This window comes from Amycolatopsis sp. CA-230715 (genome assembly GCF_018736145.1).
Classification (GTDB): Bacteria; Actinomycetota; Actinomycetes; order Mycobacteriales; family Pseudonocardiaceae; genus Amycolatopsis.
Genome location: NZ_CP059997.1, coordinates 4,527,980 through 4,553,722, shown reverse-complemented (window position 1 = coordinate 4,553,722; position 25,743 = coordinate 4,527,980). Strand labels below are relative to the sequence as shown.

Here is a 25,743-nt window from a genome sequence, read left to right as displayed (position 1 = left end):
AATGCGATAGTGGGCCGCGCAACCGGAGGAGGAGGCCGCGATGGGCGCGAAGGGCTCGCTCGCACGTCAGCTGCTCGGCTGGCAGCTCGTGATCGTGTTCGCGCTGCTGGCCTGCGTCGCGGTGTTCTCGGTGATCAAGACCGGCGACAGCTTCACCGACACCGAAGGCAGGCGCATGCTTTCGGTCGCCGAGAACGTCGCGGCGACGCGCGGGGTGCGGGTCGCGCTCGAAGACCCGGTGCGCCGCGACCCGCTGCCGATCTTCGCCGAAAGCGCCCGCACCCTGTCCGGCGCCGACTTCGTGATCATCACCGACTCGGCTGGCAAGGTGCTGACCTCGCCCGATCCCGGCCAGCACGGCACTCCGCTGCCACTCGGGGACAGCACCGTCGCAGGTGGACGGTCGTGGGTCGGCGTCGTCGACGGCTCGCTCGTCGCCCACGTGCCGGTGATCGACGACCACGTCCGCGTCGCCGGGTACGTCGCCGCGGGCACGGCGACACCGGGCTTCTTCGAGGGCATCGCCGATTCGCCCGGCAGCGCGCTCGTACTGCTCGCGATCGCGACCGTGCTGGGCCTCGCCGGGTCGGCACTGCTGGCGAGGCGGGTCACCCGGCAGACGCTCGGGCTGGAGCCGCGGGAGATCACCGGCCTGGTGGAGCACCGCGAAGCGCTCCTGCACGGCATCAAGGAAGGCGTGCTCGCCGTGGACACCGATCAGCGCATCACCCTCGTCAACGACCACGCCCGCGAGCTACTCGCGCTCGACCCGGACTGCGTCGGGACCCGGGTCGACGAGCTGGACGTCAACGACCGGCTGCGCGACGTGCTGAGCGGGCGCGCGCACGGGGTCGACCAGATCGTGCTCCGGGCTGGCCGCGTGCTGGTGATGAACCGGATGCCGATCGCGCGCGGCGACCGCACGCTGGGCGCTGTGACCACCTTGCGCGACCGCACGGAACTGGTCGCGCTGCGCGAGGAACTGGCCGCGAACTCCCGCGCCACGGACACGCTGCGCGCGCAGGCGCACGAGTTCACCAATCGGCTGCACACGATCGCCGGGCTCATCGAACTCGGCGAGTACGACGAGGTCCGCCGCTACGTCGACCTGGTGAGCACCGCGCGGGACCGCTGGCACGAGGAGGTCACCGGCAAGATCGGCGACACCGCGGTCGCCGCGCTGCTCATCGCGAAGGCCAGCGTGGCCGCGGAACACGGCGTCGGCCTGCGGCTCACCGAGGACAGCGCGCTCGGCGCCGTCGACGAAACCCTGTCCGCCGATCTGGTGACCGTGCTCGGCAACCTGGTGGACAACGCGCTCGACGCGGTGACGGCGCCGGGAACGGGTGACTGGATCTCGGTCGCGGTCCGGCACGACGGCGGCGAAGTGCTCGTCGAGGTCCGCGACTCCGGTCCCGGCGTCGCGGCGGAGATCGTCACCGAGGTGTTCGCGCACGGTTTCACCACGAAGGCGGCCGAACACGGCGGGCGACGGGGGCTCGGTCTCGCGCTGACCCGCCAGGCGTGCGTCCGCCGCGGCGGCTCGGTGCACGTGCACAATGCGGACGGCGCGGTGTTCACCGCCGTGCTGCCGGTGGAGGGAGCGCGCCCATGACCGTGTCCGTGCTGGTGGTGGACGACGACTTCATGGTCGCGAAGGTGCACAGCGGATATGTGGCGCGCACCGAAGGGTTCGAGGTCGTCGGCGTCGCGCACACCGGGGCGGACGCGTTGCGCGCGATCCGCGAACTGCGGCCGGACCTGGTGCTGCTCGACATCTACCTGCCCGATGTGGACGGTCTCGCGGTGCTGCGCGAGCTGCGCGCCGCTGATTCCACTGTGGACACCGACGTCGTGGTGATCACCGCGGCCCGCGACGTCGACACCATCCGCGGCGCGATGCGCGGTGGCGCGCTGCACTACCTGATCAAACCGTTCACCTACGCCGCGCTCGCCGACCAGCTGCGGCATTTCGGGGCACTGCACCGGAAACTCAGCAGGCTCGCCGACCGGCCAGCCGCCGCGCAGACCGATGTGGACGATGTGTTCGGCGCGCGCCCCCGTAGCGCACCGACGCTACCGAAGGGGTTGACCGCGCAGACCGCGAACCTCGTCGAACGCGCGCTGCGCGACCACCCGGACGGGTTATCCGCCACCGAATGCGCCATCGCGACCGAGCTTTCCCGGCCCAGCGCGCGCCGGTACCTCGAACACTTCGCCGCACACGGGAAGGCCGAAGTTCGCCTGCGCTACGGCGGTACCGGGCGGCCGGAACGGCAATACCACTGGCGCGATTGACAAAATCGGCGACACGCGAAACCCCGCTCAAGATCACCGAAAAGGTACCGCCGCTGACCGCGCCGATTCCGGCGCGCGGTGCGAGGGTGATCTTGGGAGTCGTGTTTTTCGGGGAGGCACCACCATGGATGTCCTGCTGCGCGAATTCGGGGTGATGATCCCGATCTCGCTGACGGCGCTGCCACTCGCGATGTTCGCGTGGCCGTTCGTGACCGTGCTGCGCAGGCGAAGACATCCGCTGCGCACGGCCAGCCTGACCGCGGCCGCGGACGTGGCGATCGCGCTGGCGGCCGGGCTGGCACTGGCACTGGTGACGGTGCCCGTCGGTGATTCGGACCGCAGCGAACTGCACCTCATGCCCGGCGAAGACATCCGCGACGCGCTGAGCGGCGGTTCGCTGTGGCAGGTCGCCGGGAACGTGCTGCTGCTGGCCCCGATCGGGGTGCTGCTGCCGTTCCGGCTGAGACGGGCGCGGTCGCTGCGCATGGTCGCCGGCTGCGCGCTGGTGTTGTCCGTGCTGGTCGAATCGCTGCAGTTCCTGATCCACGCCGGCCGCGTCACCTCCGCCGACGACGTGCTGCTCAACACCATCGGGGCCGCGGCGGGCGCGGCGACGAGCAGGCCGTGGTGGCGACCGCGGGCACGGCACGCCGCCGTCACGATCCCGCTGCCGAGACGGCCGAATGTCCCTTGCCAGCCCGTCCGGCCCGTGCGAAGGTGCGCGCGGCCGACCTGGCCACCGGCTTCGAGCACGGGGAACGTCTTGTGGTTGCCGCCCGCTCCGGCGCGGCTCGGGAGTCCCGTACGCCGCTCCACCACCTACGTTCTTTCCGCTTCTCCTTGTGCTCGAAGGGTTTCCCCGCACCGTGTCCTTTCCGCGGGCGCCCCCGCGGTCATCCCCTCACCGCGCCGCGGCGGCGGACCGTGACACCGACCGGATCGGCCACGGCGCCACATCCGAAGAGTCCGATGTGGACAAATCGGTTGCAAACCATCGCCGACAGAATCTGTTGCCACGACGGGAACATTTCTCCGATCGGCAAATCGCGAGATGCATGCCCCGAAAGTGACCTTCAGGGCGCTCAGGTCGCCGAAAGTCACAGTGATGCCGGGGTGCCACGCGGGTGTTCCGCAAGATCAGTGGCGGAGGCCGCTTTGGTCCCCGAAAGCCACCTTCGGGGACTCTAGCCTCGGTCTTTCATGGTGATCTGTAGGTGATGTTGATGTTGGAGATGTTGATGTTGTTGGGTGTGGTTTTGGGTGTGGGCAGGTTGTAGTTGCCGATCTGCTGGGGTATCGGCTGCTCCGGGGTCTTTCGGGTTGTCGGGTCAGGGGTGGTGTGGGTTAGGGGAAAGCGGTGCGGATGCGGTGGAATCCGGTGGCGATTGCGGGGGCCCAGCGCCATGTCCGGTCGATGCGCAGATGGGTTTGGCGTGCGCTGCGGGTGATGCGGGCGGCGACGTGCAGGACGCGGTAACGGAAGGTGGTGATCTCGATCCGGGCGAGGTCGGGCTGGTCGGTGAAGCCGATCAGTTGGCTCCAGCAGACCAGGTCGATCGCGGTGAGCACGGCCTGTAGCCAGGCTGTGTTTTCGGCGAGTCCGCGACAGGGCAGGTTGCGCAGGCCGGTGGCTTTGGCCTCGCGGATGCGGTCTTCCATCCGGGCGCGTTGACGGTGTCGCAGTTCCAGCCCGGCGGCCTGGCCGGGGATGATCCCGGGTGCGGTGTCGGTGAGCAGCGCGGTGATCCGCATCCCGTCGGCGTCGGTGAATCGTAGCTGCGCGCCGGGGTGCGGGCGTTCTTTGCGCAGGATCAGCCGTGACCCTTCGGGCCACTTCGACAGGTCGATCGCGGTGCTGATCTCGGTGACCCAGGCTCCGTCCCGGATCCCGTCCCCAGGCTCGACCGCGGGATGCCAGCACGAAGCCGGGATCGCGTCGACGATGCGCTGCACCCGCGCGTCGACCGGGAACCCGAAGGAGAACCCGACGCCCCGGTCCCGGCAGGTCTGGGCGAAGGTGTGGCTGGCCCCGGCGGAATCACTGCGCGCGAGCAGCCGCGGCGAATCGGGGTCGCCGGGGCGGGGCCGGGCGTAGGTGGGCAACGCCGCCAGCGCCGCATCGAGCACGGCGACGTGATCGGCCGCGGTGCTCGACCCCGCGTTGCCTGGGCGCAGCAACCCGGCCAAGGCTTCCCCGCCGGCGATCTGCGGGCGATCGAGGAAACACAACAGCGGGTGAAACCCGAACGTGTGCTTCCACGTCGCTGCCGCGTCCTGCTTGTCCGAGTGCGCCAGCACGATCGTGGCATCGAAATCCAGACACAGCTCCTCGGACAGGTCCGGGGCAGCCCCGGCCTCCCACGCCCGTTGCCGCGCGGCGGCACGGGCGGCCTGCACCGCGGGCAGATGGGCCTCGTCGATCCGCTCGAGTAACCGCCACGCCGTCGGCATCGACGCGACCGGCCCGAACAGATCCTCCCGGTCCCGCAGCACCGCGATCCCCGACACCGCGTCCGCGCCATCCGCGATCGCCACCGCCACATCAGCGAACACCTGCCCCGGCGCATGCACCGCGACACCACGATAAGTATCAGCCAACGCCGAGTTCACCGCCCCGACCAAACCCGTGACCTCAGCCATCTCCCGCAACAACCCGACACCAGCATGCGACACGACACCAGCACCATCCGCGCTGACCTTCACCCGACCAGAACGCTTGCTATCCTTCACCCGCGAAGTGCCTTCCCGTTCGAGAAACCGGACCCTAGACAAGTCCCAGTTTCCCCTACAGGACAGGCACTTTCGCGCATTCAACCCCCACGACACCCCACCACCCATGAAACACCCAGGCTAGCGCCATTTTCTCGGCCCTCGCGGGTGCGCGGGCCCGGGCTGATGCATGCCCCGAAGGTGGCCTTCGGGGCGCTAGACGCCACAAATCCACCCCTCGCACACTCGACCACCGCGACGCGCATGCCCCGAAAGTGACCTTCGGGGCGCTCAAGTCCCCGAAAGCCACCTTCAGGGCATCACCAGATCCCGGACCGCCCGGCCCCGAAGGGAATGTCCTATGAGGACAAGCGAAAACGTGCGCATCTAGTCGTCGAAGCGGGTGCGGCGGGAGCGTTTCACGTCGCCGCGCCGCTTCTTCGCGGCGATGCGGCGTTCCTTCGAACCACGAGTCGGTTTCGTGGCGCGCCGGGGCGGCGGTGGCGGCGCGGTCGCGTCGCGCAGGGTGTTGACTAGGCGCGCCCGCGCCGCTTCCCGGTTCATCAGCTGCGCGCGGTGCTCGCTGGCGACGATCGTCAGCACGCCGTCCACGAGCCTGCCCTCCAACCGTTCGAGCAGCCGCGCCCGCACGTGCTCGGGCACCGATGGCGAGTTCGCCACGTCGAACGACAGCTCCACGCGGGAGTCGGTGGTGTTCACGCCCTGCCCGCCGGGCCCGGACGACCGCGAAAACCGTTCGCGCAGTTCGCCGTCCGGCACCACGAACGACCTACTCACCACCAGGTCTTCCATCGGCTACCGCAACATCTAAAAACGCGGATGATCGCCGGAAAGGGTGGCGCGGGGACCGTCGACGTCGTCGGCTGGCCGCACGTCACCGAGCACCCAGGCCGGCACGTGGCGCGCGGTCAGCACGGCGAGCGCGCGGTCGACGTCCTCCGGCCCGACCACCGCGACCATGCCGACGCCCATGTTGAACGTCTTCTCCATCTCGGCGCGCTCGACCTTGCCGCGCTGCGCGATCAGCGCGAACACCGGCGCGGGAGTCCAGCTGCCCCGTTCGAGCGCCGCGGTCAGCCCGCGCGGCATGACCCTGGCGAGGTTCGCCTCCAGCCCGCCGCCGGTGATGTGCGCGAACGTGCGCACCTCGGCCTCGGCGGCCAGCGCCAAGCAGTCCTTCGCGTAGATCTTGGTCGGTTCGAGCAGTTCCTCGCCGAGGGTGCGGCCGAACTCCTCGACGTGCCCGTCGAGCGGCATCCTGGCGATCTCCAGCAGCACGTGCCTCGCCAGCGAGTACCCGTTGGAGTGCAGCCCCGACGAGCCGAACCCGATCACCACGTCACCGGGGCGCACGTTCTCCGGCGAAAGCAGGTCCGCCGCCTCGACGACGCCGACGCCGGTGGCCGACACGTCGTAGTCGTGCTCGCCCATCAGCCCGGGGTGCTCGGCCGTCTCGCCGCCGAGCAGCGCGCAGCCCGCCTGGACGCAGCCTTCGGCGATCCCGCCGACGATCGCCGCGATCTTCTCCGGGTGCACCTTCCCGACCGCGATGTAGTCCTGCAGGAACAGCGGTTCGGCGCCGGTGACCACGAGATCGTCGACGACCATCGCCACCAGGTCGATGCCGATCGTGTCGTGCTTGTCGAGGGTCTGCGCGACCGCGAGCTTGGTGCCGACACCGTCTGTCGACGAAGCGAGCACCGGCTCCTTCCAGCGGTCGAGCTTCAGCGAGAACAGCCCCGCGAAACCGCCGACCCCACCGAGCACCTCGGGCCTGCTCGCCCGCTGTGCGTGCGGCTTGAGCAGCTCGACGGCTTGGTCACCGGCGTCGATGCTGACCCCGGCGGCGGCGTAGGTGGCGCTCGTGGACTCGCTCACGGCAAGCGCACTCCATCCTGGAAGTTCGAAGGGTTGAGCGGAAGATGCTACGGGCGCCGGACGGCGTCTTCGGCACCGTACCCGGCTGGCGTGACCGGCTGGCCCGCCCCGTCCGCCGCTTCCAGGCTCTCCAGCAGGTGCTTGCCGATGAGGGCGTCCTCCGGCAGCGCGATCGGGTACTCGCCGCTGAAGCACGCCGTGCACAGCCGGGTGCGCGGCTGCTCGGAGGCGGCGACCAGGCCGTCCAGCGAGACGTAGCCGAGCGAATCGGCGCCGATGGAGCGGCGGATCCCGTCCGCGTCCACGCCGTTCGCGACCAGCTCCGCGCGCGAGGCGAAGTCGATGCCGTAGAAGCACGGCCAACGCACCGGCGGCGACGCGATCCGCACGTGCACCTCCAGCGCCCCCGCTTCGCGGAGCATGCGCACGAGCGCGCGCTGGGTGTTGCCGCGCACGATCGAATCGTCCACCACGACCAGGCGCTTACCGCGGATGACCTCGCGCAGCGGGTTCAGCTTGAGCCGGATGCCGAGCTGGCGGATGGTCTGCGACGGCTGGATGAAGGTGCGCCCCACGTAGGCGTTCTTCACCAGGCCGGAGCCGTACGGGATACCGGAGCCCTGCGCGTACCCGATGGCCGCGGGCGTGCCGGACTCCGGCACCGGGATCACCAGATCGGCGTCCGCGGGGTGCTCGGCGGCCAGCCGCCTGCCGATGTCGACGCGGGTGGCGTGCACGCTGCGCCCGGCGATCGTGGTGTCGGGGCGTGCCAGGTAGACGTACTCGAACACGCAGCCCTTCGGCTCCGGGTTCGCGAACCGCGTGGAGCGCAGGCCCTCCGCGTCGATCGCGATCAGCTCGCCCGGCTCGACCTCGCGCACGAACGAAGCGCCGACGATGTCGAGCGCGGCGGTTTCGCTGGCGACCACCCAGCCGCGTTCGAGCCTGCCCAGCACGAGCGGGTGCACGCCGTGCGGGTCGCGCGCCGCGTACAACGTGGACTCGTCGGCGAAGACGAGGCAGAACGCGCCGCGCAGGGTCGGCAGCAGGTCGAGCGCGGCGGCCTCGATGCCCTTGTCGGCCGCGTTCGCCGCGAGCAGGCCGCACACGAGGTCGGAGTCGCTCGACGACCCGGTGAGCCCGGCGTGCGGCTTGAGCCCGGCTTCGACGGTGCGCTGGCGCAGCTCGGCGGTGTTGACCAGGTTTCCGTTGTGCGCGAAGGAAAGCCCGCTGCCGGTCTCGGTGGTACGGAAGATCGGCTGCGCGTTCTCCCAGATGGTGGAGCCGGTGGTCGAATACCGGCAGTGGCCGACCGCGATGTGCCCCTGGAGCGACTGCAGGACCTGCTCGTCGAACACCTGGCTGACGAGCCCGAGGTCCTTGAACACGACGATCTGCGAGCCGTCGGACACCGAGATGCCCGCGGCTTCCTGCCCGCGGTGCTGCAGCGCGTACAGGCCGTAGTAGGTCAGCTTCGCGACCTCTTCACCCGGAGCCCAGACGCCGAAGACGCCGCACTCCTCGCGGGGCTCGGGGTCGGGCTGGTCGGTGAGGACAGGTCCAGTGGATGACTGGTCGGAAAGCACCGAAGAGCTCCTGAGAACGAGGGCTGGCTGCGTCACCAGTGTAAACGGTGACGGAGTGGATCAGACCCCGTACGCAGTGGCTCTGACCACTCCGTACGGGGTCTCCCCCTCGGGTTTCAGGAAGCCTGAAGCCATTTCGCCCGCCCAGGCGAACCCGGGACCCAGCACCCGTTCACCGGCGCGTCGCCACGACCGGGTACCTCGTCTTCCGCCGCGCCGGGGACGTGGTCCTCCGGCAGCGACAGCACCTGCTCCAGTACCGCCTGCACGGACCCGGTCGCCTGCCACAGCACCGTCGCCGGCTCGAGGATGTCCTCGCCTGCCGGGATGCGGGTGGCGAGCACCTCGTCCGCGGCGTGCAGCCGCACCACGTCGACCATGCCGTCGTGCACCCGGACACCGACCACGGCCAGCACCTCGCCATCCGCGTTGCGCGGGTGGACGAACTGGAAACCGCGTTCGATGAGGTGCTGCAGCCCGGTTTCGAGATCAACGATTTCCGGCGTGGGCGCCGGTTCGGGAAACGCGCTGCGGGGAAAAGCGGTACTACTGAAGGACATAGTCGAATTCACCGTCCTTGGCGCCGCCGAGGAACGCCTCCATCTCGGCGCGCGTGTAAACCAGCGCGGGGCCTTCCGGGAATCGCGAGTTCCGTACCGCGATCTCTCCGGAATCCAGTGTCGCCACCTCGACGCAGTTTCCGAGCGCGCCGCTACGCCTGCTCTTGCGCCAGGTGACCCCGACGAGCAGCTCGGACGACATGCCGTTGCTGAACCGTTCCGCCATGATCCCCACCTTTCCCGACGTGATACCCGGGGGATGCATCTGCACGTGCATTTGCCTGTGATCGAAAAGGTAGCACGCGTACCTGCAGGCGTAAATGCACGTGCAGCAAGATTCCGAAAACTTCTCGCACAGTGAGGAACGGCGTGATCGACAATCCACGTATGAGTGAGTGCCGAGGAAAACCGGCGGAACGAGAACTACGAATAGTGACCGGAATTGGCTACGGTTCGTGAGCGCACTAGTCGCTGTCCGCAGCGGCCCGTGCCAGGCCTCAGAGTTCGGCGCGCAGCTTCGACAACGTCTGGCGCGTGCGTTCCGGCGTCTCCGCGTCGACCGCGAGCCTGTCCAGCGCGCGGCTGTAGGTCTCGATCTCGTCCGGTTTCTCCTGGTAGAGCGCGCCGCTCAGGAACTCCAGGTACACGATGTCCGGCAGCTCCTCTTCGAGGAAGCGCAACAGCGTGAACGCGCCTTCGGCCGAGTAACCGCTCAACCGGTACGGCACCACCTGGAGCGAGATGTTCGGCAGCGTCGTCATCTCGAGGAGCTGACCGATCTGGGCGCGCATCGCCCTGGTGCCGCCGATCGGCCGGTGCAGCACCGACTCGTCGATCACCGCCCACAGCCGCGGCGCGTTCGGCCTCGCGAGGAGCTTCTGCCGCCGCATCCGCAGCGCCACCCTGCGCTCGACCTCGTCGTCGGCCACGTCGGGGCGGCCGTGGCTGGCCACCGCGCGCGCGTAGTCCTCGGTCTGCAGCAGGCCGGGCACGAACTGCAGCTCGTAGGTCTGGATCCGCGAAGCCGCTTCTTCGAGGCCGACGTAGTCGTCGAACCAGCGCGGCATCAGGTCGTTGTAGCGGTGCCACCAGCCCGGCTGGTTCGACTGCTTCACCAGCTCCAGGAACTGCTCGCGCTCCTCGGTGTTCTCGATGCCGTACATCGTCAGCAGGTCCACGACGTCGCGTTCCTTGAACCCGACGCGGCCGAGCTCCAGCCTGCTGATCTTGGATTCCGAGCCGCGGATGTTGTACCCGGCTTCGGCACGGGTGACACCGGCGCTTTCCCGCAGGCGGCGCAACTGCGTCCCGAGCACCATCCGCCGCGCGGTAGGGCCGGTGCCCTGGTCGGCAGCGGGTGGGTTGACCGAGGTCATGGCCGGTTGATCTCCGTTTCGAGGCGTACTGGCTGGGCTCCCCATGACCAGATCGTAGGCGCGACACGCCACGCCGACCACGAGATTCGGCCCGGTTATCGAACGTACACGCCCCGACCACGCCGTCAAGGCCAAGCCCACGTTTACGCGGGCGGTCCACACCCCTACGCTACGTGTGGTCCGAGATATTCGACACATTCGATGTGAAACCCCCTGAGAGGCTGCGATGGCTGCGCCCGAGTCCGAGGCACCCGTCTACATCGACACGACCAAGGCGAGCATCGCGCGCGTGTACGACGCTTTCCTCAACGGCAAGGACAACTACGAAGTGGACCGCGAGGTGCTGCACCGGGTCCAGCAGGCCGCACCGGAGGCGCAGGACCTCGCCACCGAGAACCGCGGCTTCCTGATCCGCGCCTGCCGCTTCCTCGCCGGGCAGACCGGGATCACCCAGTACCTCGACTGCGGGTCCGGGCTGCCGACCGCCGAGAACACCCACCACGTCGTCCAGCGGATCAACCCCGAATCGACCGTGGTCTACGTCGACAACGACCCGGTGGTGCTCGCGCACGGGCGCGCGCTGCTGGAGGAGAACGACCGCACGCACTTCGTCGCGGACGACATCTTCGAGCCCGAAGCGCTGCTGGCGAACGACACCGTGCGCAAGTACCTCGACTTCAGCCAGCCGATCGCGTTCCTGCAGCTGGGCACGCTGCACCACTACAACGGCCCGCACGAGCGGCCGGCCGAGATCATGCGCGAGTTCATCGACAAGCTGCCGTCGGGCTCCTACGTCGCGATCTCGCACTTCCTCGACCCGGAGGACGAGCTGTCCGCGACCGCGCGGCGGATGGAGGAGTTCTTCCTGCACAGCCCGATGGGATCCGGCACGTTCCGCACCACGGCCGAGATCCAGGAGCTGTTCGGCGACCTGGAACTGGTTCCCTCCGGCGGGCACGGCGAGCCGGGCGTGGTCCGCTGCGTCGACTGGTGGCCGGACGGCCCGCGGCTGAAGGAGCTCAACGCGGCGCAGCGCACGATCGCCGGCGGCATCGGGCGGAAGAACTAGGTCAGCCGCGCACGATCGGCAGCCAGCGGGTGAGGTCGGCGCGCGTCCCGGACGCGGAGACGCGGCCGTCCTCCAGCGCTTCGGCCCAGCCGAGGCGGCCCGTCGCCAGCTCCAGCCAGGTGCGCGGGTCCGTCTCGACCACGTTCGGCGGGTTCCCCCTGGTGTGCCTCGGGCCGTCGACGCACTGCACGGCGGCGAACGGCGGCACCCTGACCTCGACGCTGCGGCCCGGCGCGTCGGCGGCGAGCGCCCGCAGGCTCAGGCGGACCGCCTTGGCGAGTTCGGGGCGCGCCGGATCCGGCGCCGAACCGTCCAGCCAAGGGGAAACGGCCAGCACGGCGGCACGTAACTCACCGGGGTCGACCGAACGCGGAGACGTCATCCCCCAACAGTAGAGTGACAGAACATTTCGTTGACACGCAGCGGGAACCGAGGGACGCACATGGCGCAGCGGGACGAGGCCGACCGGCTGGTGACTCCATCCGCGAGCTCAGCACGCCAGGGGAAACCGAAGATCACCGAGGAGATGCGCCGCAACGCGCGGGCGAACCCCAACAGCTGGTTGTACGTGATCGACGAGGCATTCGACCCGAACGGCCCGGTGCCGTCGTGGGCCGTCGTCGGCGCGTACCCGGTGAACTCCGCGGGTGACGTCGTCGAGGACTTCCACCCGAACGACCGGTACCGCCCCTCGCCGAAGGCGCTCGGCTTCCCCGAACCCGGCAACGACCTGGAACGCCTGCTGCAGCTCGTCCGCACCGACCACCGGCCGGCCGAGGACCTGCCGAAGGTCATCCTCGACGCCACGCTGTTCGTGTACGCGCTCGCGCCGATGCAGCGCACGGTCATCGGGTTCCACAACACCGACGGCAGGGTCATGGTGCCCGCGTACACGTCGAAGTCGCTGGTGCCGAAGGAATGGCCGCACGCCCGCGCCGTGCTGGGCAGGGACATGGTCGCCCTGCTCGGCGGGCACTCGGTGGCGATCAACCCGCACGACCTCGTCACCGCCGTCGTCCCGGCGGAACACCTGCTCAAGGCCCTCGACGAGGAGAACCGCGACAAGAGCTAAGCGACACGCCGCGCGCACCAGGCAAGATCACTCCACAGGGTTACACCCGGTTCGCGCATGGGGCTCCATCGAGGCATCGTGACGCACGGAAGACTTGTTTCCGCGCGGAATCGGGAGTCGACGTGAACGTGCCCCATGAGCCGGTTTCCCCTGCCGAGCGTGCGATGCCGCGGGTGATCCCCGCTCGCGAAGGCGCTCGCCCCCCGGCGCCCCAACCGCCACGCGGGCGACACCCGCTCGTGAAGGTGGCCGCCGCGACGGTGGCCGCGGGCGCCCTCGCGGCGGGCCTGGTCGCGCTGGGCGGGTCCGGTGCGGAGCGCTCGGCCGGGGACTACCGCCCCGCCGACTACTCGAAGGCCGCCGACACGGGCATGGGCTCGCAGATCGCGGCGCACGAAGGCGTGCACGGGCGGCCTGGTGCGCGGCTCGCGCTCACCGACCAGACCCTCGGCCACGACGTGAGCGGGCACCAGGGCGCGGTCGACTGGAAGAAGGCCGCCGCGACGGGGGCGAGGTTCACCTACGTCAAGGCGACCGAGGGCACCGGGTTCGTCAGTGGCCAGTTCCGCCAGCAGTACGACGGCGCGCACGCCGCCGGGATCATCAGGGGCGCCTACCACTTCGCGCGCCCCGACGTGTCCGGCGGCGCCGCGCAGGCGAACTACTTCATCGCCAACGGCGGCGGCTGGCGCAAGGACGGCAGGACGCTGCCCGGCGCGCTCGACGTGGAGTACAACCCGTACGGCGACGCCTGCTACGGCATGAGCCCCGCCGCGATGACCGCGTGGATCAAGGACTTCACGAAGACCTACCTCGCACGCACTGGGCGCAGTTCGCTGATCTACACCAGCACGAGCTGGTGGCAGCGCTGCACGGGCAACAACGGGGGCTTCGGCGACACCAACCCGCTGTGGCTCGCCAGGTACGCGCCGCAGATCGGGCCGCTGCCCGCGGGCTGGGACAAGCAGAGCATCTGGCAGTTCGCCAACGCGGGAAGCCTCCCCGGCGACCAGAACTACTACAACGGCCCGATGGGTCGGGTGGAAGCCCTGGCCAGGGGCTGATTTCGCCGGTTTTGTCCAGTTAAGTCCGATGGTGGACAATCACCGAGAGTGTTCTGTTCGCACCCGTAAATCACCCACTTGCCACGCTTTGGTCACGGAATTCAGTGACAGCCGCCACTTTCTTGGACAACAATCAACGCCGGACGGCCACCTGCTAGGCCGTCCTCCGCGAGGGTATTTGTGAAGGGATTCCGTGATGTCCACTGCTCGAAGAAGCTGGCGGCGCGCTCTCGGCGCCGTCGCGGCCGCTTCGGCCGGCGTGCTCCTGCTCGGCACGCTGACCCCGGCTGGCGCCACTCCCGCTCCGACCCCGGCGGCCCCCGATCAGGTGGCCGGTCTGAACACACCACTCGGTGAAGCGACGCTCGGTTCGCAGATCCGCCGGGTGGAAGGTGGCGACAAGTCGACACCCGAATCGCAGCAGCAGGCCATGCGCCCGCAGGGCCTGAACTCCGACGGCTTCGACGCGCAGGCCACGGTCGCCGGTATCGACGTCGCCAGCCACCAGGGCAACGTCGACTGGAACAACTGGTGGGGCCAGGGCAAGCGGTTCGTCTGGACCAAGGCGACCGAGGGCACCTACTACACCAACCCGTACTTCGCCCAGCAGTACAACGGTTCCTACAACGTCGGCATGATCCGCGGCGCCTACCACTTCGCCACCCCGAACACGACGAGCGGCGCGGCGCAGGCCAACTACTTCGTGGACCACGGCGGCGGCTGGTCGCGGGACGGCAAGACGCTGCCCGGCGCGCTGGACATGGAGTACAACCCGTACGGCGCGACCTGCTACGGGCTGAGCCAGGCCGCGATGGGCGCGTGGGTGCGCGACTTCCACGACACCTACCACGCGCGGACCGGCCGCTGGCCGGTCATCTACACGTCGACGAGCTGGTGGAACCAGTGCGTCGGCAGCTCGCAGACGTTCGGGAACACGGTGCCGCTCTGGGTCGCGCGGTACAGCTCGTCGGTCGGCGCGCTGCCGATCGGCTGGGGTTTCCACACCGTCTGGCAGTACAGCTCGTCCCCGATCGACCAGGACTCGTTCAACGGCGCCTACGACCGCCTGCAGGCACTCGCGAACGGCTGACCACGCACGCGACGCCCCCTCCGGTTCCCGCTGGAGGGGGCGTCGTCCCGCCCCGGTCCCGGCTGAAATCAGACCCAAACCCGCATAACGGGCAAAAGGCCCCTAGAATGCCTGGGTAGCGGCTGCTGAACAGGTTGGGGGCGATCGTGACGAACAGCGAAGCCCCCGCACTCCGCCAGGGCAGGCTGATGCTGTGGCTCGCCGTCGCCACCGCGCTCGCGGCCGTCGCCGCCCTCATCGTCACCGGGTTCCTCGTCCCGGGCTTCCTGCTCGCCGACGGCGACTCCGACACCAGCCCCGAAACGCTCGCGATGTCGTTCACCAGGGCGTTGAAGGAACACGATCCGGAACGCGCCGACGCGATGCTGTGCGAAGGTGCGGCAACGCTGGCCCACCAGACCGTTGTCACGCTCGCCGGGCGGACCACCCCGCTGACGCTCGCCGGGGTGCCGCAGCGCCTCGAGGACGGCACGTACGTCGCCGCGATCAGCTCGCCGGAGTCCAGCCACGACGCCGTCCTCGCGGACCAGACGCACCGCTGGTGCGTCGCCGACCTGCTGCCGGCGTCCCAGCCACCGGTACCCGGGTCCGCGACTTCGACGGGATCGAGTTCGCGATCCGACAGTGTCACCGCGCGCAGGTAGATTCTTCCCCGGCGCACGCGGCGTCGGAAGCACTGGGGAGAGGAAAACCGCCCGATGACCTACCCACCTCGGCAGGGGCCGCCCGGTCCGCGGTATCCGGGACAGCGGGGCCCGGCGTTCCCCGGCCCGCAGTTCCCCCATCAGCAGCAATTCCCGCCGCCGCAGCAGTTCCCCGGTTATCCGCCGGGGCCGCGCAAGAGCAAGAAGGGGCTCGTCATCGGGCTTTCGCTCGCGGTGGTGATCCTGCTCGCGGGCGCGTTCGCGATCACCGCCTGGATCGCGCCGGGATTCCTGCTCAACAAACGCGCGAAGGTCGCCACGGTGCCCGACAACCCCGAAGAGGCGAAGGCGACCGCGGTCAAGTTCGTGGACGCCGTCCGGGCCGGTGACGCGCAGGGGGCGAACGCCACGGTGTGCGCCTCGGCGCAGGTGGGGCAGCTCGTCCAGGGCATGATCGCCAAAGCCGCCGATCTGCAGGTGACCGGGGTGTCCGGGACGTCGACGGTGACCGTCGAGCTGTCCGGCAAGTACGACGGCGGGAAGCCCGCGCAGGCGACCGTCCTGCTGACGCACCCGTCCGACGGGCGACCCGGGTACTGCCTGTCGACCATGACGTCCGCCATGATGCTCTGAGCAGTCGCATCGGCTTCAGGGGAGGAATCGATGACGTATCCGCCACCGCAGGGCGGACCCGGCCAGTGGGAACCGGCACCGGGACAGGGCGGTCCAGGGCAGTTCGGGCCGCCGCAGCAGGGCTTCCCGCAGCAGGGTTTCCCGCCGCCGGGGTACGGGCCGCCCGGCTACGGGCCGCCGCCGAAGAAGAGCAAGGCGGGTCTGGTCGTCGGGCTGGTGCTCGGGCTGGTGGTGGTGCTCGGCGGCGTGGTCGCCATCCTCGGCTTCGTCGCACCGGGTTTCTTCCTGAGCAAGGACGTGCCGATCAACGGGCAGGCCATCGCCGACCCGAAGGCGGTGCTGGACGCGTTGGCGGACAAGCTCAACCGCAAGGACAGGTCGGCGACCGACCTGATGTGCCAGTCCAGCAGCAAGGACGAACAGGGCAGGGTCAGGCAGCTGATGAGCGGCAACATCAGCGGTGGCCACGACTTCCGGGTCAAGGAAGGGCCGATCGACAACGCGGACTCGGTCGTCGCGCAACTGCTGTACCAGAGCAAGTTCCCCGGTGACCACGTCGCGTCGGTGCAGTTGCGCAAGGGGCCCGACGGGTTCTGCGTGTTCAGCGTGACGAAGTGAGAGGGCGGTCGAAATGAGCTATCCGCCGCAGGGCGGCGGCCCGTACCAGCAGGGTCCGCAACAGCCCGGTTTCCCGCCACAACAAGGGTTTCCGCCACAACAAGGGTTTCCGCCCCAGCAACCGGGTTTCCCACCGCAGCAACCGAATTTTCCGCCGCACCAGCCGGGTTTCCCACCGCAGCAAGGGTTTCCGCCGCCGGGGCCGAAGCCGCGCAAGGAGCGGAAGCGGGCCATGTTCGGGATCGTGCTCGGCGTGTTCGTGCTCGTCGGGGGCCTGGTGGTGCTGTTCGGCTTCGTCGGGCCGGGGTATTTCCTGGACAAGGACTACCCGAAGGGCGCGCCGCACACCCTCAGCGCCGACGACCTGATGTCCCAGTTCTTCCAGAAGCTCGACGCGCACGACGAAGAAGGGGCGGCCGCGTTCGCGTGTCAGTCGAGCCCCGACGTGGCGCCGTCGATCAAGAAGTTCGCGAGCGATCCCGATCGGTCCGCGAACAAGCTCGACCGCTTCGAAGACGCTGAGAAGCTCCACGTGAACTGGAAGTACGCCCGGCGCAGCTTGCCGGACAGCGACGGCCACGGCTCCGCGATCCTGCGCAAGGGTGACGAAGGCGGCTACTGCATCTTCTCGATCTACGGCGCATGAAGCTCCGTTCGCCGCTGGTGCTCGCGGTCGCGCTGGCCGCGGTGCTGCTGGCGACCGTCACGGTCTGGCTGCTGACCGATCCGGCGACCAGCCGCGCCGACGCGTTGAAAACGGGCGGGCTCGCCGCGGGTTCGGTGGTCGCGTTGTACGCGCTGTGGCTCAACGACCGGCGGCGGCGAGTCGAGGAAAGCCGCCACGCGCTGGAGATGAAGCGGTACGACCGCGACAAGGAACGGGTGTCGGACGAGCGGTTCGCGAAGGCCGTCGAGCTGCTCGGCGACGACGCCGACCAGGTGCGCGTCGGCGCGCTGCACGTGCTCGTCGGCCTGGCCCGCGCCCGGCCCGAGTACACGCAGACCGTGCTCGACGTGCTGTGCGCCTACCTGCGCATGCCCTTCGACCACCCGGAACTCCCCGAATACGGCGGCACCGCGGAGGAACGCGTGCCCGCCGAGCGCGAGCTGCAGGTGCGGCGCACCGTGGAACGGCAGATCCGCATGCTGCTGCCGAAGGCGGCGGACACCGGGGCACCGCACTACGACCTGCACCTCACCGGCGCGGTGCTGGACCGGCTGAACCTCGACGACCGCAAAGTCGAGTGGCTCGGGCTGAACCGAACGCGGCTGTTCGACGAAGTGAAGCTGAAGCGGCTCGTCGTCAACGGCCACTTCGGTCTGCGCCAGGCGCGGGTGTTCGGCACGATCCGGTTCGACGACGCCGTGATCCGGGGCACGGCCGACTTCGCGCACAGCGAGTTTCACCGACCGGCGAGCTGGCGGGGCACCGCCTTCCACGGCGCCGCCGACTTCACTGACACCATGTTCCACGACAGCGCGGATTTCGAAAGCGCGCAATTCAGGACAACGCTGGACCTCCGTCGAGCCCGCTTCGAAAGATCCGCCGATCTACGGTTCGCGACAACGCCCGAACTCGCGGCGCTTGAGGGCACCCGCGTCAACTCCGTCGTGGAGACACATCTGCCGAAACCCTGGCAGCTAGCGCATTCCGCTGGGGGGCAAGCCCGGATCGTCGTCGCCGAACCCTAGTCGAACAGTGCCGGGAGCGTGCTTTCCCACGCCTCGCGGAGTTCTTCGCTGCCGAAGGTCGCCACGCCCTGGATCTCCAGGCCCGGCTCCTCCGGATCCACCACGCCCGCCTTGCGCCACGGCAGCCCGCGCGCGGTGCACATCTCGGTGAACCGCAGCTCCTCGGTCCTCGGCACCGCGACCAGAACCCGGCCCGAGGACTCGGAAAACAGCTGCACGAACGGATCCTGCTCGTCGTCGAGGATCGCCCGCGCGCCGCACTGTCCGATGAGGACGGTCTCGACGAGTGCCTGCGCGAGGCCGCCGTCGGAGAGGTCGTGCGCCGCGGAGATCATGCCGTCGCGCGAACCGGCGACGAGGATCTCGCCGATCAGTCGCTCGCGTTCGAGGTCGACCTCGGGCGGGCGGCCGCCGAGGTGTCCGTGCACGATGTGCGCCCACGCGGAGCCACCGAACTCGTCCTTGGTCTCGCCGAGCAGCAACAGCGTTTCGCCCGCTTCCGCGCCGATGCCGGTGGGGATGCGGCGGCTGACGTCGTCGATGACGCCGAGCACGCCGACCACCGGGGTCGGCAGGATCGCGGTGTCGCCGGTCTGGTTGAAGAAGCTGACGTTGCCGCCGGTGACCGGGATGCCGAGCTGCGCGCAGCCGTCGGCGAGGCCGTGCACCGCGCGCTCGAACTGCCACATCACGCCGGGGTCGGTCGGCGCGCCGAAGTTGAGGCAGTCGCTGACCGCGACCGGGGTGGCGCCGCTGGTCGCGACGTTGCGGTACGCCTCGGCGAGCGCGAGCTGCGCGCCCTGGTAGGGGTCGAGGTAGACGAACCGGCTGTTGCAGTCGGTCGACACGGCGACACCGCGCCCCGTCGACTCGTCGATCCGGACCACCCCGGAGTCCGACGGCTGCGCGAGCACCGTGTTGCCCCGGACGTACCGGTCGTACTGGCTGGTCACCCACTCCTTCGACGCCAGGTCCGGCGACGAGATCATCTTCAGCAGCGTCTCGCGCAGTTCGTCCGGTGTGGACGGACGGTGCAGCGTGTCGGGCACATCGGCCTCGACGGCGTCCTGAGTGGACGGACGTGCGAGCGGCCGGTCGTAGACGGGCCCCTGGTGCGCCACCGTGCGCGGCGGCACGTCGACCACGGTCTCGCCGTGCCAGGTGATCACGAGGTGCTCGCCGTCGGTGACCTCGCCGATGTCGGTGGCGATCACGTCCCACTTCGCGCACACCGCCATGAACGCGTCCACATTGGACGGCTCGACGACCGCGCACATCCGCTCCTGCGATTCGCTGGAGAGGATCTCGGCGGGGGTCATTCCCTTGGCGCGCAACGGAACCCGGTCCAGCTCGATGTGCATTCCGCCGTCCCCTGCCGCAGCCAGCTCGGAAGTGGCGCAGGACAGCCCGGCGCCGCCGAGGTCCTGGATGCCGACCACGAGCTTCTGGCCGAACAGTTCGAGGCAGCACTCGATGAGCACCTTCTCGGTGAACGGGTCGCCGACCTGGACGCTCGGCAGCTTCTTGCGGCCGGTGCCCTCGGTGTCGCCGCTGAAGGTGTCGCTGGCGAGCACGGACACGCCACCGATGCCGTCGAGGCCGGTGCGCGCGCCGAACAGGATGATCTTGTTGCCGGTGCCGGAGGCGAACGCGAGGTGCAGGTCCTCGACGCGCATGGCGCCCACGCACAGCGCGTTCACCAGCGGGTTGCCCGCGTAACTCTCGTGGAACACCAGCTCGCCGCCGATGTTCGGCAGGCCGAGGCAGTTGCCGTAGCCCCCGACACCCGCGACCACGCCGGGCAGCACGCGGCGGGTGTCCGGCGCGTCGGCGGGGCCGAAGCGCAGCGCGTCGGCGACCGCGAGGGGGCGCGCGCCCATCGCCATGATGTCGCGCACGATGCCGCCGACCCCGGTCGCCGCGCCCTGGTAGGGCTCCACATAGGACGGATGGTTGTGGCTCTCGACCTTGAACGTGACCGCCCAGCCGTCGCCGACGTCGACGACGCCCGCGTTCTCGCCGATACCGGCGAGCAGCTTTTCGCGCATCTGGTCGGTGGTGGTCTCGCCGAAGTACCGCAGGTGCTTCTTCGAAGACTTGTACGAGCAGTGCTCGCTCCACATCACCGAGTACATGGCCAGCTCGGCGTCGGTCGGGCGCCTGCCGAGGATCTCGCGGATGCGCGCGTACTCGTCCTCGGCGAGGCCGAGTTCGAGGTAGGGCTGCGGGGTGTCGGGGGTTTCCCCGGCACGGGCGGTGGTGTCGATGACCGTGGTTACGTCTGAGGTCGGCACGGCTAGAAGGGTAACCGGGCTGGTGAGCGGGGTCGCGCGGGCACCGCTTCACGGCGGCGGGAAAATCGGTCGCGTGCGGACAGTGACCGCGCCTACCGTTGCGATATGACCCGTTTACCCGACTATTGACTCCTGTCCTCGCGCCGCCGCGAACGCGGCACGCGCCCTTACCCGGCACCGGAAATCCGGTTGCCACCGAAGCTGACTCCGCTGCGCCTGCTGCTCGCGATCCTGCGGGCGCGGCCGTGGCTGGCCACCGGCTCAGCCGTGCTCGGCGCGCTGTGGCTGGTGCCGTCGGCCCTGCTGCCGTTCGCCGTCGGCAGGGCGATCGACGCCGGGATCGCCGGTGACGACACCGGCGCGCTGATCGCGTACGCGATGGTGATCGTGTCGATCGGGGTCGCGCAGATGGTGTGCGGCGGCCTGCTCGACTACCTCACCCACGGCATGTGGATGCACGCCTCGTCGGCGCTGCAGCGCACGGTCGTCAACCACACCACCAGGCTGGGCGCGTCACTGCGGTCCCAGGCTGGCACCGGTGAGGTGATGGCGGTGACGTCGTCGGACCTGAACCACCTGGGCAACGCGTTCGAAGTGTTCGGCAGGCTGGCCGGTGCCGTGGTGGCGTTCCTCACCGTGGGCATCGTGCTGCTGGGCTCGTCGCCGCTGCTCGGCGCGGTGGCGCTGATCGGCGTGCCGCTCGCGGTGGCGGGTCTCGGTCCGCTGCTGGCCCCGCTGCAGCGCCGGAAGGACACCCAGCGCGACCAGCTCTCCGAGGTCAACGCGCTGGGCGCGGACATCGTGTCCGGCCTGCGGATCCTGCGCGGCGTCGGCGGCGAGCGGCAGTTCCACCGCCGGTTCCGCACCGCGAGCCAGCGCGTCCGGCGCGCGGGCGTCGAGGTCGCGCGCAGCGAGTCGTGGCTCGCCGCGGCCGAGATCCTGCTGCCGGGGCTGGTGACGATCGTGATCACCTGGCTCGGCGCGAGGCTGGCCGTCAGCGGCGAGCTGAGCGTCGGCGAACTGGTCGCCTTCTACGGCGCTTCGGCGTTCCTGGTCATTCCGGTGACCACGGCCACCGAGGCGGCGGACGGGTTCGCGGGCGCGATGGTGTCCGCGAAGAAGGCGTGCGGGCTGCTGAAGCTCCGTCCGGAGCTGGACGATCCCGCGTCGCCGGTGCCGCTGCCGGGCGGCGCGCTGGAGCTGCACGACACGGCGACCGGGTTCACCGCGGTCGCCGGGAAGCTCACCGTCGTCGACGCCGGGAAGAACGCGGAAGCGCTCGCGTCGCGGCTCGCGCGGTTCGCCGACGCCGGTCACGGGCAACGCGTGCTGGTCGCCGGAGTACCCGCCGACCAGGTCGCGCTGGCGGAGCTGCGCACCCGCGTCGTCTACGCGCACAACCAGGACGTCTGGTTCTCGGGGATCCTGCGCGAGCAGGTCGCCCCGGCGCGGGAAGGGCGCGTCGGCGTCGAAGAGGCGCTGCGCGCGGCGGACGCGGACGACATCGTGGCCGCGCTGCCGAACGGGCTCGGCGAACTGATCGGCGAGCGGGGCCGCGAGGTCTCCGGCGGGCAGCGGCAGCGGCTCAGCCTGGCCAGGGCACTGGCCACGGACGCCGACGTGCTGCTGCTCGACGAGCCGACGTCCGCGGTCGACGCGCACACCGAGGCCCGCATCACCGAGCGGGTCACCGAGCTGCGCCGGGGCCGTACCACCGTGGTGTTCAGCCAGAGTCCACTGTGGAAGGTCGTGGCGGACGAGGTCGTGCACTACCCGAACCGGCAGGAGGTGTTGTGATGCAACGGAAACTGCCACTGGCGACACCCGCGGAGGCCAGGCGGTGGGCGCGCGGGATGCTGCGCGCCAACCGTCGCGCCTTCCTGTTGGTGATCGGCCTGTTCGTGGCCGCGAGCGTGGCGGGGCTGGCCGGACCGCAGATCCTCGGCGCACTGGTCGACGGGGTCACCAGCGGTATCACGACGGGCCGGATCGACCTGCTGGCACTGGCGTTCGTCGCCATGCTGATCGTGCAGGGCGGGCTGAAGCGGTTCGCAAGGCTGCGCATGGGCATGCTCGGCGAGAAGGTCCTCGCGGAGAACCGCGAGCGGCTAGTCGGCGAGTCGCTGGCGCTGCCGCTGAGCACCGTGGAGGCGGCCGGGACCGGTGAGCTGCTCAGCCGGGCCACTTCGGACGTCGACCGGATCGACTTCGCCACCCGGCACGCGGTGCCGGAGATCCTGGTCGCCGCGCTCACCGTGGTGCTCACCATCGGCGCGATGGTGTTCACCTCGCCGCTGCTGTCGCTGGCGCTGCTGGTCGCGGTGCCGGTGCTGTGGATTTCGACGCGGTGGATCTGGCGGCGGGTCGGCGTGGCCATGGAGCGCATGCTCGACGGCTGGGCCGTGCTGCAGTCGGCCACGCACGAGACCGCGGAAGGCGCCCGCACGATCGAAGCGCTCAGCCTCACCGAGCGCCGCGTCGCGCACGGCGACCGCGGTCTCGCGTCCGCGATCGAGGGCGAGCGCGGCCTGCGGTCGCTGCACGTGCGCTGGGTGCCGTGGCTGGAGCTGTCGCACGCGCTGCCGGTCGCGGCGATGGTGCTGATCGGCGGCTGGGCGTACTTCGCCGGGCACGCCGATCTCGGCACGATCACCACGATGGTGCTGTACGCGCAGGCGCTGGCCGCGCCGATGGACGAGGCGCTGTGGTGGGTCGAGGACCTGCTGGTCAGCGGTACGGCGTTGCGGCGCGTGCTGGGTGTGCGCGGGACCGCCGACGACGGCGTGGCGACCGCTCCGGCGGCGCAGGATATTGAGGTCGCGGACGTGCGGTTCGGCTACTCGGCGGACCGGACCGTGCTGCACGGCATCGATCTGCGCGTGCCGCCTGGCGAACGGCTCGCGATCGTCGGGCCGTCCGGTGCGGGCAAGTCGACGCTGGGCAGGCTGCTCGCCGGGATCGCGGCGCCGTCCGCGGGTTCGGTGCGGATCGGCGGGCAGGAGGTCTCTGCGCTGGCCGACGACGTCCTGCGCGGCGAGGTGCTGCTGCTGACCCAGGAGCACCACGTGTTCGCGGGCACGCTGCGGGAGAACCTGACCCTGCCGACCCGGCCCGACGGCGGCGAGTGGCCGGACGCCGAACTCCTTGCCGCGCTGGATGCCGTCGGTGCGAAGGAATGGGCGCTCGACCTGCCCGACGGTCTCGACACGAAGGTCGGGTCGGGTGCGCTGACCGTGCCCGCCGCGGTGGCGCAGCAGCTCGCGCTGGCGCGGGTGGTGCTGGCCGACCCGCACACCGTGGTGCTCGACGAGGCGACCTCGTTGCTCGACACGTCGTCCGCGCGCGAGCTCGAACGCTCGCTGAACGGCGTGCTCGAAGGCCGCACGGTGATCGCGATCGCGCACCGGCTGCACACCGCGGCCGCGGCCGACCGGGTGGCCGTGCTCGAAGACGGCCGGATCACCGAGCTGGGCAGCCACGAGAAGCTGCTGGCCGCGGGCGGGCCGTACGCGCGCCTCGTGGCGGCGGCGAGCTGAACTCCGCGGGCGGTTCCCGGAATGCCGGGGCCGCTCGCGGAGTTGGCTCTTCTTCGACGGGTTCGAACAAGGTGGGAGTGGAAATGTCGTTCGTCATGTCGGCGGAAGAGCGCGAGCAGTACTTCAGCGAGGTGCACGTCGGAGTCCTCGCGGTCTCGCGGGGAGGACGGGCGCCGCTGACGGTGCCGGTCTGGTACGACTACGAACCCGGTGGCGAGGTCCTGATCTGGATGCACCGCGACTCCGTGAAGGACGTCTCGATCCGCAAGGCGGGCCAGTTCAGCCTGCTCGCGCAGACCGAGACCCAGCCGTACAAGTACGTGACCGCGGAAGGCCCCGTCGTCGCGAACGACGAACCGCCCACGCGCGAACAGGCACTGCGCATCGCGGGCCGCTACGGCACCCAGGACGAAGCTCAGTCCTATGTGGACGGTGCGCTCGGCGCGGACTCGGTCCTGGTGCGGATGCGCCCGACCCGCTGGCTCTCGAACGACCAGTCGAAGTAGCGCTTTCTCCGCCCCACCAGGGGGCGATCCGAGGCGCTCAGGCCCCGAAGGTGGCCTTCGGGGCGGTAGATGCCCCGAACGTCACTTTCGGGGCATCGGCGGCCGCGACCTCAAACCGCGAGCAGGGCGTCCACGGCGCTGTAGAACATGCCGAGGCCGTCGTCGGAGGGGCCGGTGAGCGCGTCGATGGCGTGCTCCGGGTGCGGCATCAGGCCGACCACGCGGCCGTCGGCGCTGCGGATCCCCGCGATGTCGTTGCGCGAACCGTTGGGGTTCCCGCCGACGTAGCGGAACACGACCCTGCCCTCGGCCTCCAGTTCGTCCAAAGTGGACTTCTCCGCGACGAAGCAGCCGTCGATGTTCTTCATCGGGATAAGGATCTCGGCGCCCTGCTCGTACCGCGTGGTCCACGCGGTCTCGGTGTTCTCCACGCGCAGCCACTGGTCGCGGCAGATGAAGTGCAGGCCCTCGTTGCGGATCATCGCGCCCGGCAGCAGGCCCGCCTCGCACAGGATCTGGAACCCGTTGCAGATGCCGAGCACCGGCATCCCGCCGTGCGCCGCCTTGATCACCGACTCCATCACCGGCGCGAAGCGCGCGATCACGCCCGCGCGCAGGTAGTCGCCGTAGGAGAACCCGCCCGGCACGACCACCGCGTCGACGCCGTGCAGGTCGTCGTCGGCGTGCCACAGCGCGACCGGCTCGGCGTCGGCGTAGGCGACCGCGCGGGCCGCGTCGCCGTCGTCGAGGGTGCCGGGGAAGGTGATGACCCCGATGCGCGCGCTCACTTCTCGACCCGCCGGATGGTCCACTCCTCGATCACCGGGTTCGCGAGGAAGCCCTCGGCGATCTTCCCGAGCGTCTCGTCGTCGACGGTGTCGTCGACCTCGAGCTCGAAGTGCTTGCCCTGGCGGACTTCGGTCACGCCGGTGAAGCCGAGGCGAGACAGCGCCCCGGCCGCGGCCTGTCCTTGCGGGTCCAGGATCTCGGGCTTGGGCATGACGTCGACGACTACTCGGGCCACGGCTGGCTGCTCCCTCGTTTACGCAGGTCGGCGATACCGTGAAAGCGTAACCGAGCCGGTTCCCTTGCCGAGC

The 25,743-nt window shown here is 69.9% G+C and carries 26 protein-coding genes; 15 read left to right on the top strand and 11 right to left on the bottom strand.

Features of this window, described 5'->3' with window-relative positions; translation table 11 throughout:
- Positions 1-40: 40 nt before the first annotated feature.
- The 3 genes from HUW46_RS21725 to HUW46_RS21715 all read left to right on the top strand — a co-directional run bounded on the left by HUW46_RS21725 (position 41) and on the right by HUW46_RS21715 (position 3,226).
- On the top strand, positions 41-1,615 hold the full coding sequence (locus tag HUW46_RS21725; RefSeq protein ID WP_215549014.1) for a sensor histidine kinase: 1,575 nt from the start codon (positions 41-43) through the stop codon (positions 1,613-1,615).
- The gene (locus tag HUW46_RS21720) at positions 1,612-2,298 is read left to right on the top strand and encodes a response regulator (RefSeq protein WP_215549013.1); all 687 of its coding nucleotides are present in this window, start codon (positions 1,612-1,614) and stop codon (positions 2,296-2,298) included. The genes HUW46_RS21725 and HUW46_RS21720 overlap by 4 nt, the downstream gene beginning before the upstream one ends.
- A gap of 124 nt (positions 2,299-2,422) precedes the next feature.
- Positions 2,423-3,226, top strand: coding sequence for a VanZ family protein (locus tag HUW46_RS21715; protein ID WP_215549012.1), 804 nt, complete (start codon positions 2,423-2,425; stop codon positions 3,224-3,226).
- A 416-nt stretch (positions 3,227-3,642) separates the two neighbouring features.
- Here the strand turns inward: HUW46_RS21715 and HUW46_RS21710 are convergent, their stop codons facing one another.
- The 7 genes from HUW46_RS21710 to HUW46_RS21680 form a co-directional block, all read right to left on the bottom strand.
- A complete protein-coding gene (locus tag HUW46_RS21710; protein ID WP_215549925.1) occupies positions 3,643-5,028 on the bottom strand; it encodes an IS1380 family transposase in 1,386 nt (461 codons plus the stop codon).
- A gap of 366 nt (positions 5,029-5,394) precedes the next feature.
- The gene (gene arfB, locus HUW46_RS21705; protein ID WP_215549011.1) at positions 5,395-5,820 is read right to left on the bottom strand and encodes an alternative ribosome rescue aminoacyl-tRNA hydrolase ArfB; all 426 of its coding nucleotides are present in this window, start codon (positions 5,818-5,820) and stop codon (positions 5,395-5,397) included.
- A 15-nt stretch (positions 5,821-5,835) separates the two neighbouring features.
- Positions 5,836-6,906, bottom strand: coding sequence for a phosphoribosylformylglycinamidine cyclo-ligase (purM, locus tag HUW46_RS21700; protein WP_215549010.1), 1,071 nt, complete (start codon positions 6,904-6,906; stop codon positions 5,836-5,838).
- Positions 6,907-6,953: 47 nt separating this feature from the next.
- Positions 6,954-8,492, bottom strand: a complete 1,539-nt coding sequence (purF, locus tag HUW46_RS21695) for an amidophosphoribosyltransferase (protein WP_215549009.1) — start codon at positions 8,490-8,492, stop codon at positions 6,954-6,956.
- Positions 8,493-8,608: 116 nt separating this feature from the next.
- Positions 8,609-9,052, bottom strand: coding sequence for a hypothetical protein (locus HUW46_RS21690; RefSeq protein WP_215549008.1), 444 nt, complete (start codon positions 9,050-9,052; stop codon positions 8,609-8,611).
- Positions 9,039-9,278 (bottom strand): DUF397 domain-containing protein, encoded by a 240-nt coding sequence (locus HUW46_RS21685; protein WP_215549007.1) that lies wholly within the window; start codon positions 9,276-9,278, stop codon positions 9,039-9,041. The genes HUW46_RS21690 and HUW46_RS21685 overlap by 14 nt, the downstream gene beginning before the upstream one ends.
- A 271-nt stretch (positions 9,279-9,549) precedes the next feature.
- Positions 9,550-10,428, bottom strand: a complete 879-nt coding sequence (locus HUW46_RS21680) for a helix-turn-helix domain-containing protein (protein WP_215549006.1) — start codon at positions 10,426-10,428, stop codon at positions 9,550-9,552.
- 226 nt (positions 10,429-10,654) lie between these two features.
- On the opposite strand from HUW46_RS21680, the gene HUW46_RS21675 reads away from it, so the two are divergent.
- Positions 10,655-11,497 (top strand): SAM-dependent methyltransferase, encoded by an 843-nt coding sequence (locus HUW46_RS21675; RefSeq protein WP_215549005.1) that lies wholly within the window; start codon positions 10,655-10,657, stop codon positions 11,495-11,497.
- A 1-nt stretch (position 11,498) separates the two neighbouring features.
- Here HUW46_RS21675 and HUW46_RS21670 read toward each other — a convergent pair whose 3' ends face one another.
- The gene (locus HUW46_RS21670) at positions 11,499-11,879 is read right to left on the bottom strand and encodes a sterol carrier family protein (protein WP_215549004.1); all 381 of its coding nucleotides are present in this window, start codon (positions 11,877-11,879) and stop codon (positions 11,499-11,501) included.
- 60 nt (positions 11,880-11,939) lie between these two features.
- On the opposite strand from HUW46_RS21670, the gene HUW46_RS21665 reads away from it, so the two are divergent.
- The 8 genes from HUW46_RS21665 to HUW46_RS21630 all read left to right on the top strand — a co-directional run bounded on the left by HUW46_RS21665 (position 11,940) and on the right by HUW46_RS21630 (position 18,310).
- Positions 11,940-12,569 carry a type VII secretion system-associated protein gene (locus HUW46_RS21665; protein ID WP_215549003.1) on the top strand — a complete coding sequence of 210 codons (630 nt, stop codon included), beginning with the start codon at positions 11,940-11,942 and terminating at the stop codon, positions 12,567-12,569.
- A gap of 245 nt (positions 12,570-12,814) precedes the next feature.
- Positions 12,815-13,633, top strand: a complete 819-nt coding sequence (locus tag HUW46_RS21660) for a lysozyme (protein WP_254126407.1) — start codon at positions 12,815-12,817, stop codon at positions 13,631-13,633.
- Between the two features lie 196 nt (positions 13,634-13,829).
- Positions 13,830-14,723, top strand: coding sequence for a lysozyme (locus HUW46_RS21655; protein ID WP_215549002.1), 894 nt, complete (start codon positions 13,830-13,832; stop codon positions 14,721-14,723).
- Between the two features lie 146 nt (positions 14,724-14,869).
- Complete coding sequence (locus HUW46_RS21650) at positions 14,870-15,367, top strand: hypothetical protein (RefSeq protein ID WP_215549001.1); 498 nt, start codon at positions 14,870-14,872, stop codon at positions 15,365-15,367.
- 54 nt (positions 15,368-15,421) lie between these two features.
- Positions 15,422-16,000 carry a hypothetical protein gene (locus HUW46_RS21645; RefSeq protein WP_215549000.1) on the top strand — a complete coding sequence of 193 codons (579 nt, stop codon included), beginning with the start codon at positions 15,422-15,424 and terminating at the stop codon, positions 15,998-16,000.
- Positions 16,001-16,030: 30 nt separating this feature from the next.
- Positions 16,031-16,618 carry a hypothetical protein gene (locus HUW46_RS21640; protein WP_215550550.1) on the top strand — a complete coding sequence of 196 codons (588 nt, stop codon included), beginning with the start codon at positions 16,031-16,033 and terminating at the stop codon, positions 16,616-16,618.
- A gap of 232 nt (positions 16,619-16,850) precedes the next feature.
- Entirely contained in the window at positions 16,851-17,264 is a 414-nt protein-coding gene (locus tag HUW46_RS21635) for a hypothetical protein (RefSeq protein ID WP_215548999.1), read from the top strand.
- Positions 17,261-18,310, top strand: a complete 1,050-nt coding sequence (locus HUW46_RS21630; protein WP_215548998.1) for a pentapeptide repeat-containing protein — start codon at positions 17,261-17,263, stop codon at positions 18,308-18,310. The genes HUW46_RS21635 and HUW46_RS21630 overlap by 4 nt, the downstream gene beginning before the upstream one ends.
- Here the strand turns inward: HUW46_RS21630 and purL are convergent.
- Positions 18,307-20,604 carry a phosphoribosylformylglycinamidine synthase subunit PurL gene (gene purL / locus HUW46_RS21625; protein ID WP_215548997.1) on the bottom strand — a complete coding sequence of 766 codons (2,298 nt, stop codon included), beginning with the start codon at positions 20,602-20,604 and terminating at the stop codon, positions 18,307-18,309. The two genes, HUW46_RS21630 and purL, sit on opposite strands and share 4 nt — an antisense overlap.
- 183 nt (positions 20,605-20,787) lie before the next feature.
- Here purL and HUW46_RS21620 point away from each other — a divergent pair, with 183 nt between their 5' ends.
- From HUW46_RS21620 to HUW46_RS21610, 3 genes are all read left to right on the top strand, one after another.
- Entirely contained in the window at positions 20,788-22,401 is a 1,614-nt protein-coding gene (locus HUW46_RS21620; protein ID WP_215550024.1) for an ABC transporter ATP-binding protein, read from the top strand.
- Positions 22,401-24,140 carry an ABC transporter ATP-binding protein gene (locus tag HUW46_RS21615; protein ID WP_215548996.1) on the top strand — a complete coding sequence of 580 codons (1,740 nt, stop codon included), beginning with the start codon at positions 22,401-22,403 and terminating at the stop codon, positions 24,138-24,140. Before HUW46_RS21620 ends, HUW46_RS21615 begins: the two co-directional genes overlap by 1 nt.
- An 83-nt stretch (positions 24,141-24,223) precedes the next feature.
- The gene (locus HUW46_RS21610) at positions 24,224-24,646 is read left to right on the top strand and encodes a pyridoxamine 5'-phosphate oxidase (protein WP_215548995.1); all 423 of its coding nucleotides are present in this window, start codon (positions 24,224-24,226) and stop codon (positions 24,644-24,646) included.
- Positions 24,647-24,756: 110 nt separating this feature from the next.
- Here the strand turns inward: HUW46_RS21610 and purQ are convergent, their stop codons facing one another.
- Complete coding sequence (gene purQ, locus HUW46_RS21605) at positions 24,757-25,434, bottom strand: phosphoribosylformylglycinamidine synthase subunit PurQ (RefSeq protein WP_215548994.1); 678 nt, start codon at positions 25,432-25,434, stop codon at positions 24,757-24,759.
- Positions 25,431-25,670, bottom strand: coding sequence for a phosphoribosylformylglycinamidine synthase subunit PurS (gene purS / locus HUW46_RS21600; protein ID WP_215548993.1), 240 nt, complete (start codon positions 25,668-25,670; stop codon positions 25,431-25,433). Before purS ends, purQ begins: the two co-directional genes overlap by 4 nt.
- Positions 25,671-25,743 lie beyond the last annotated feature (73 nt).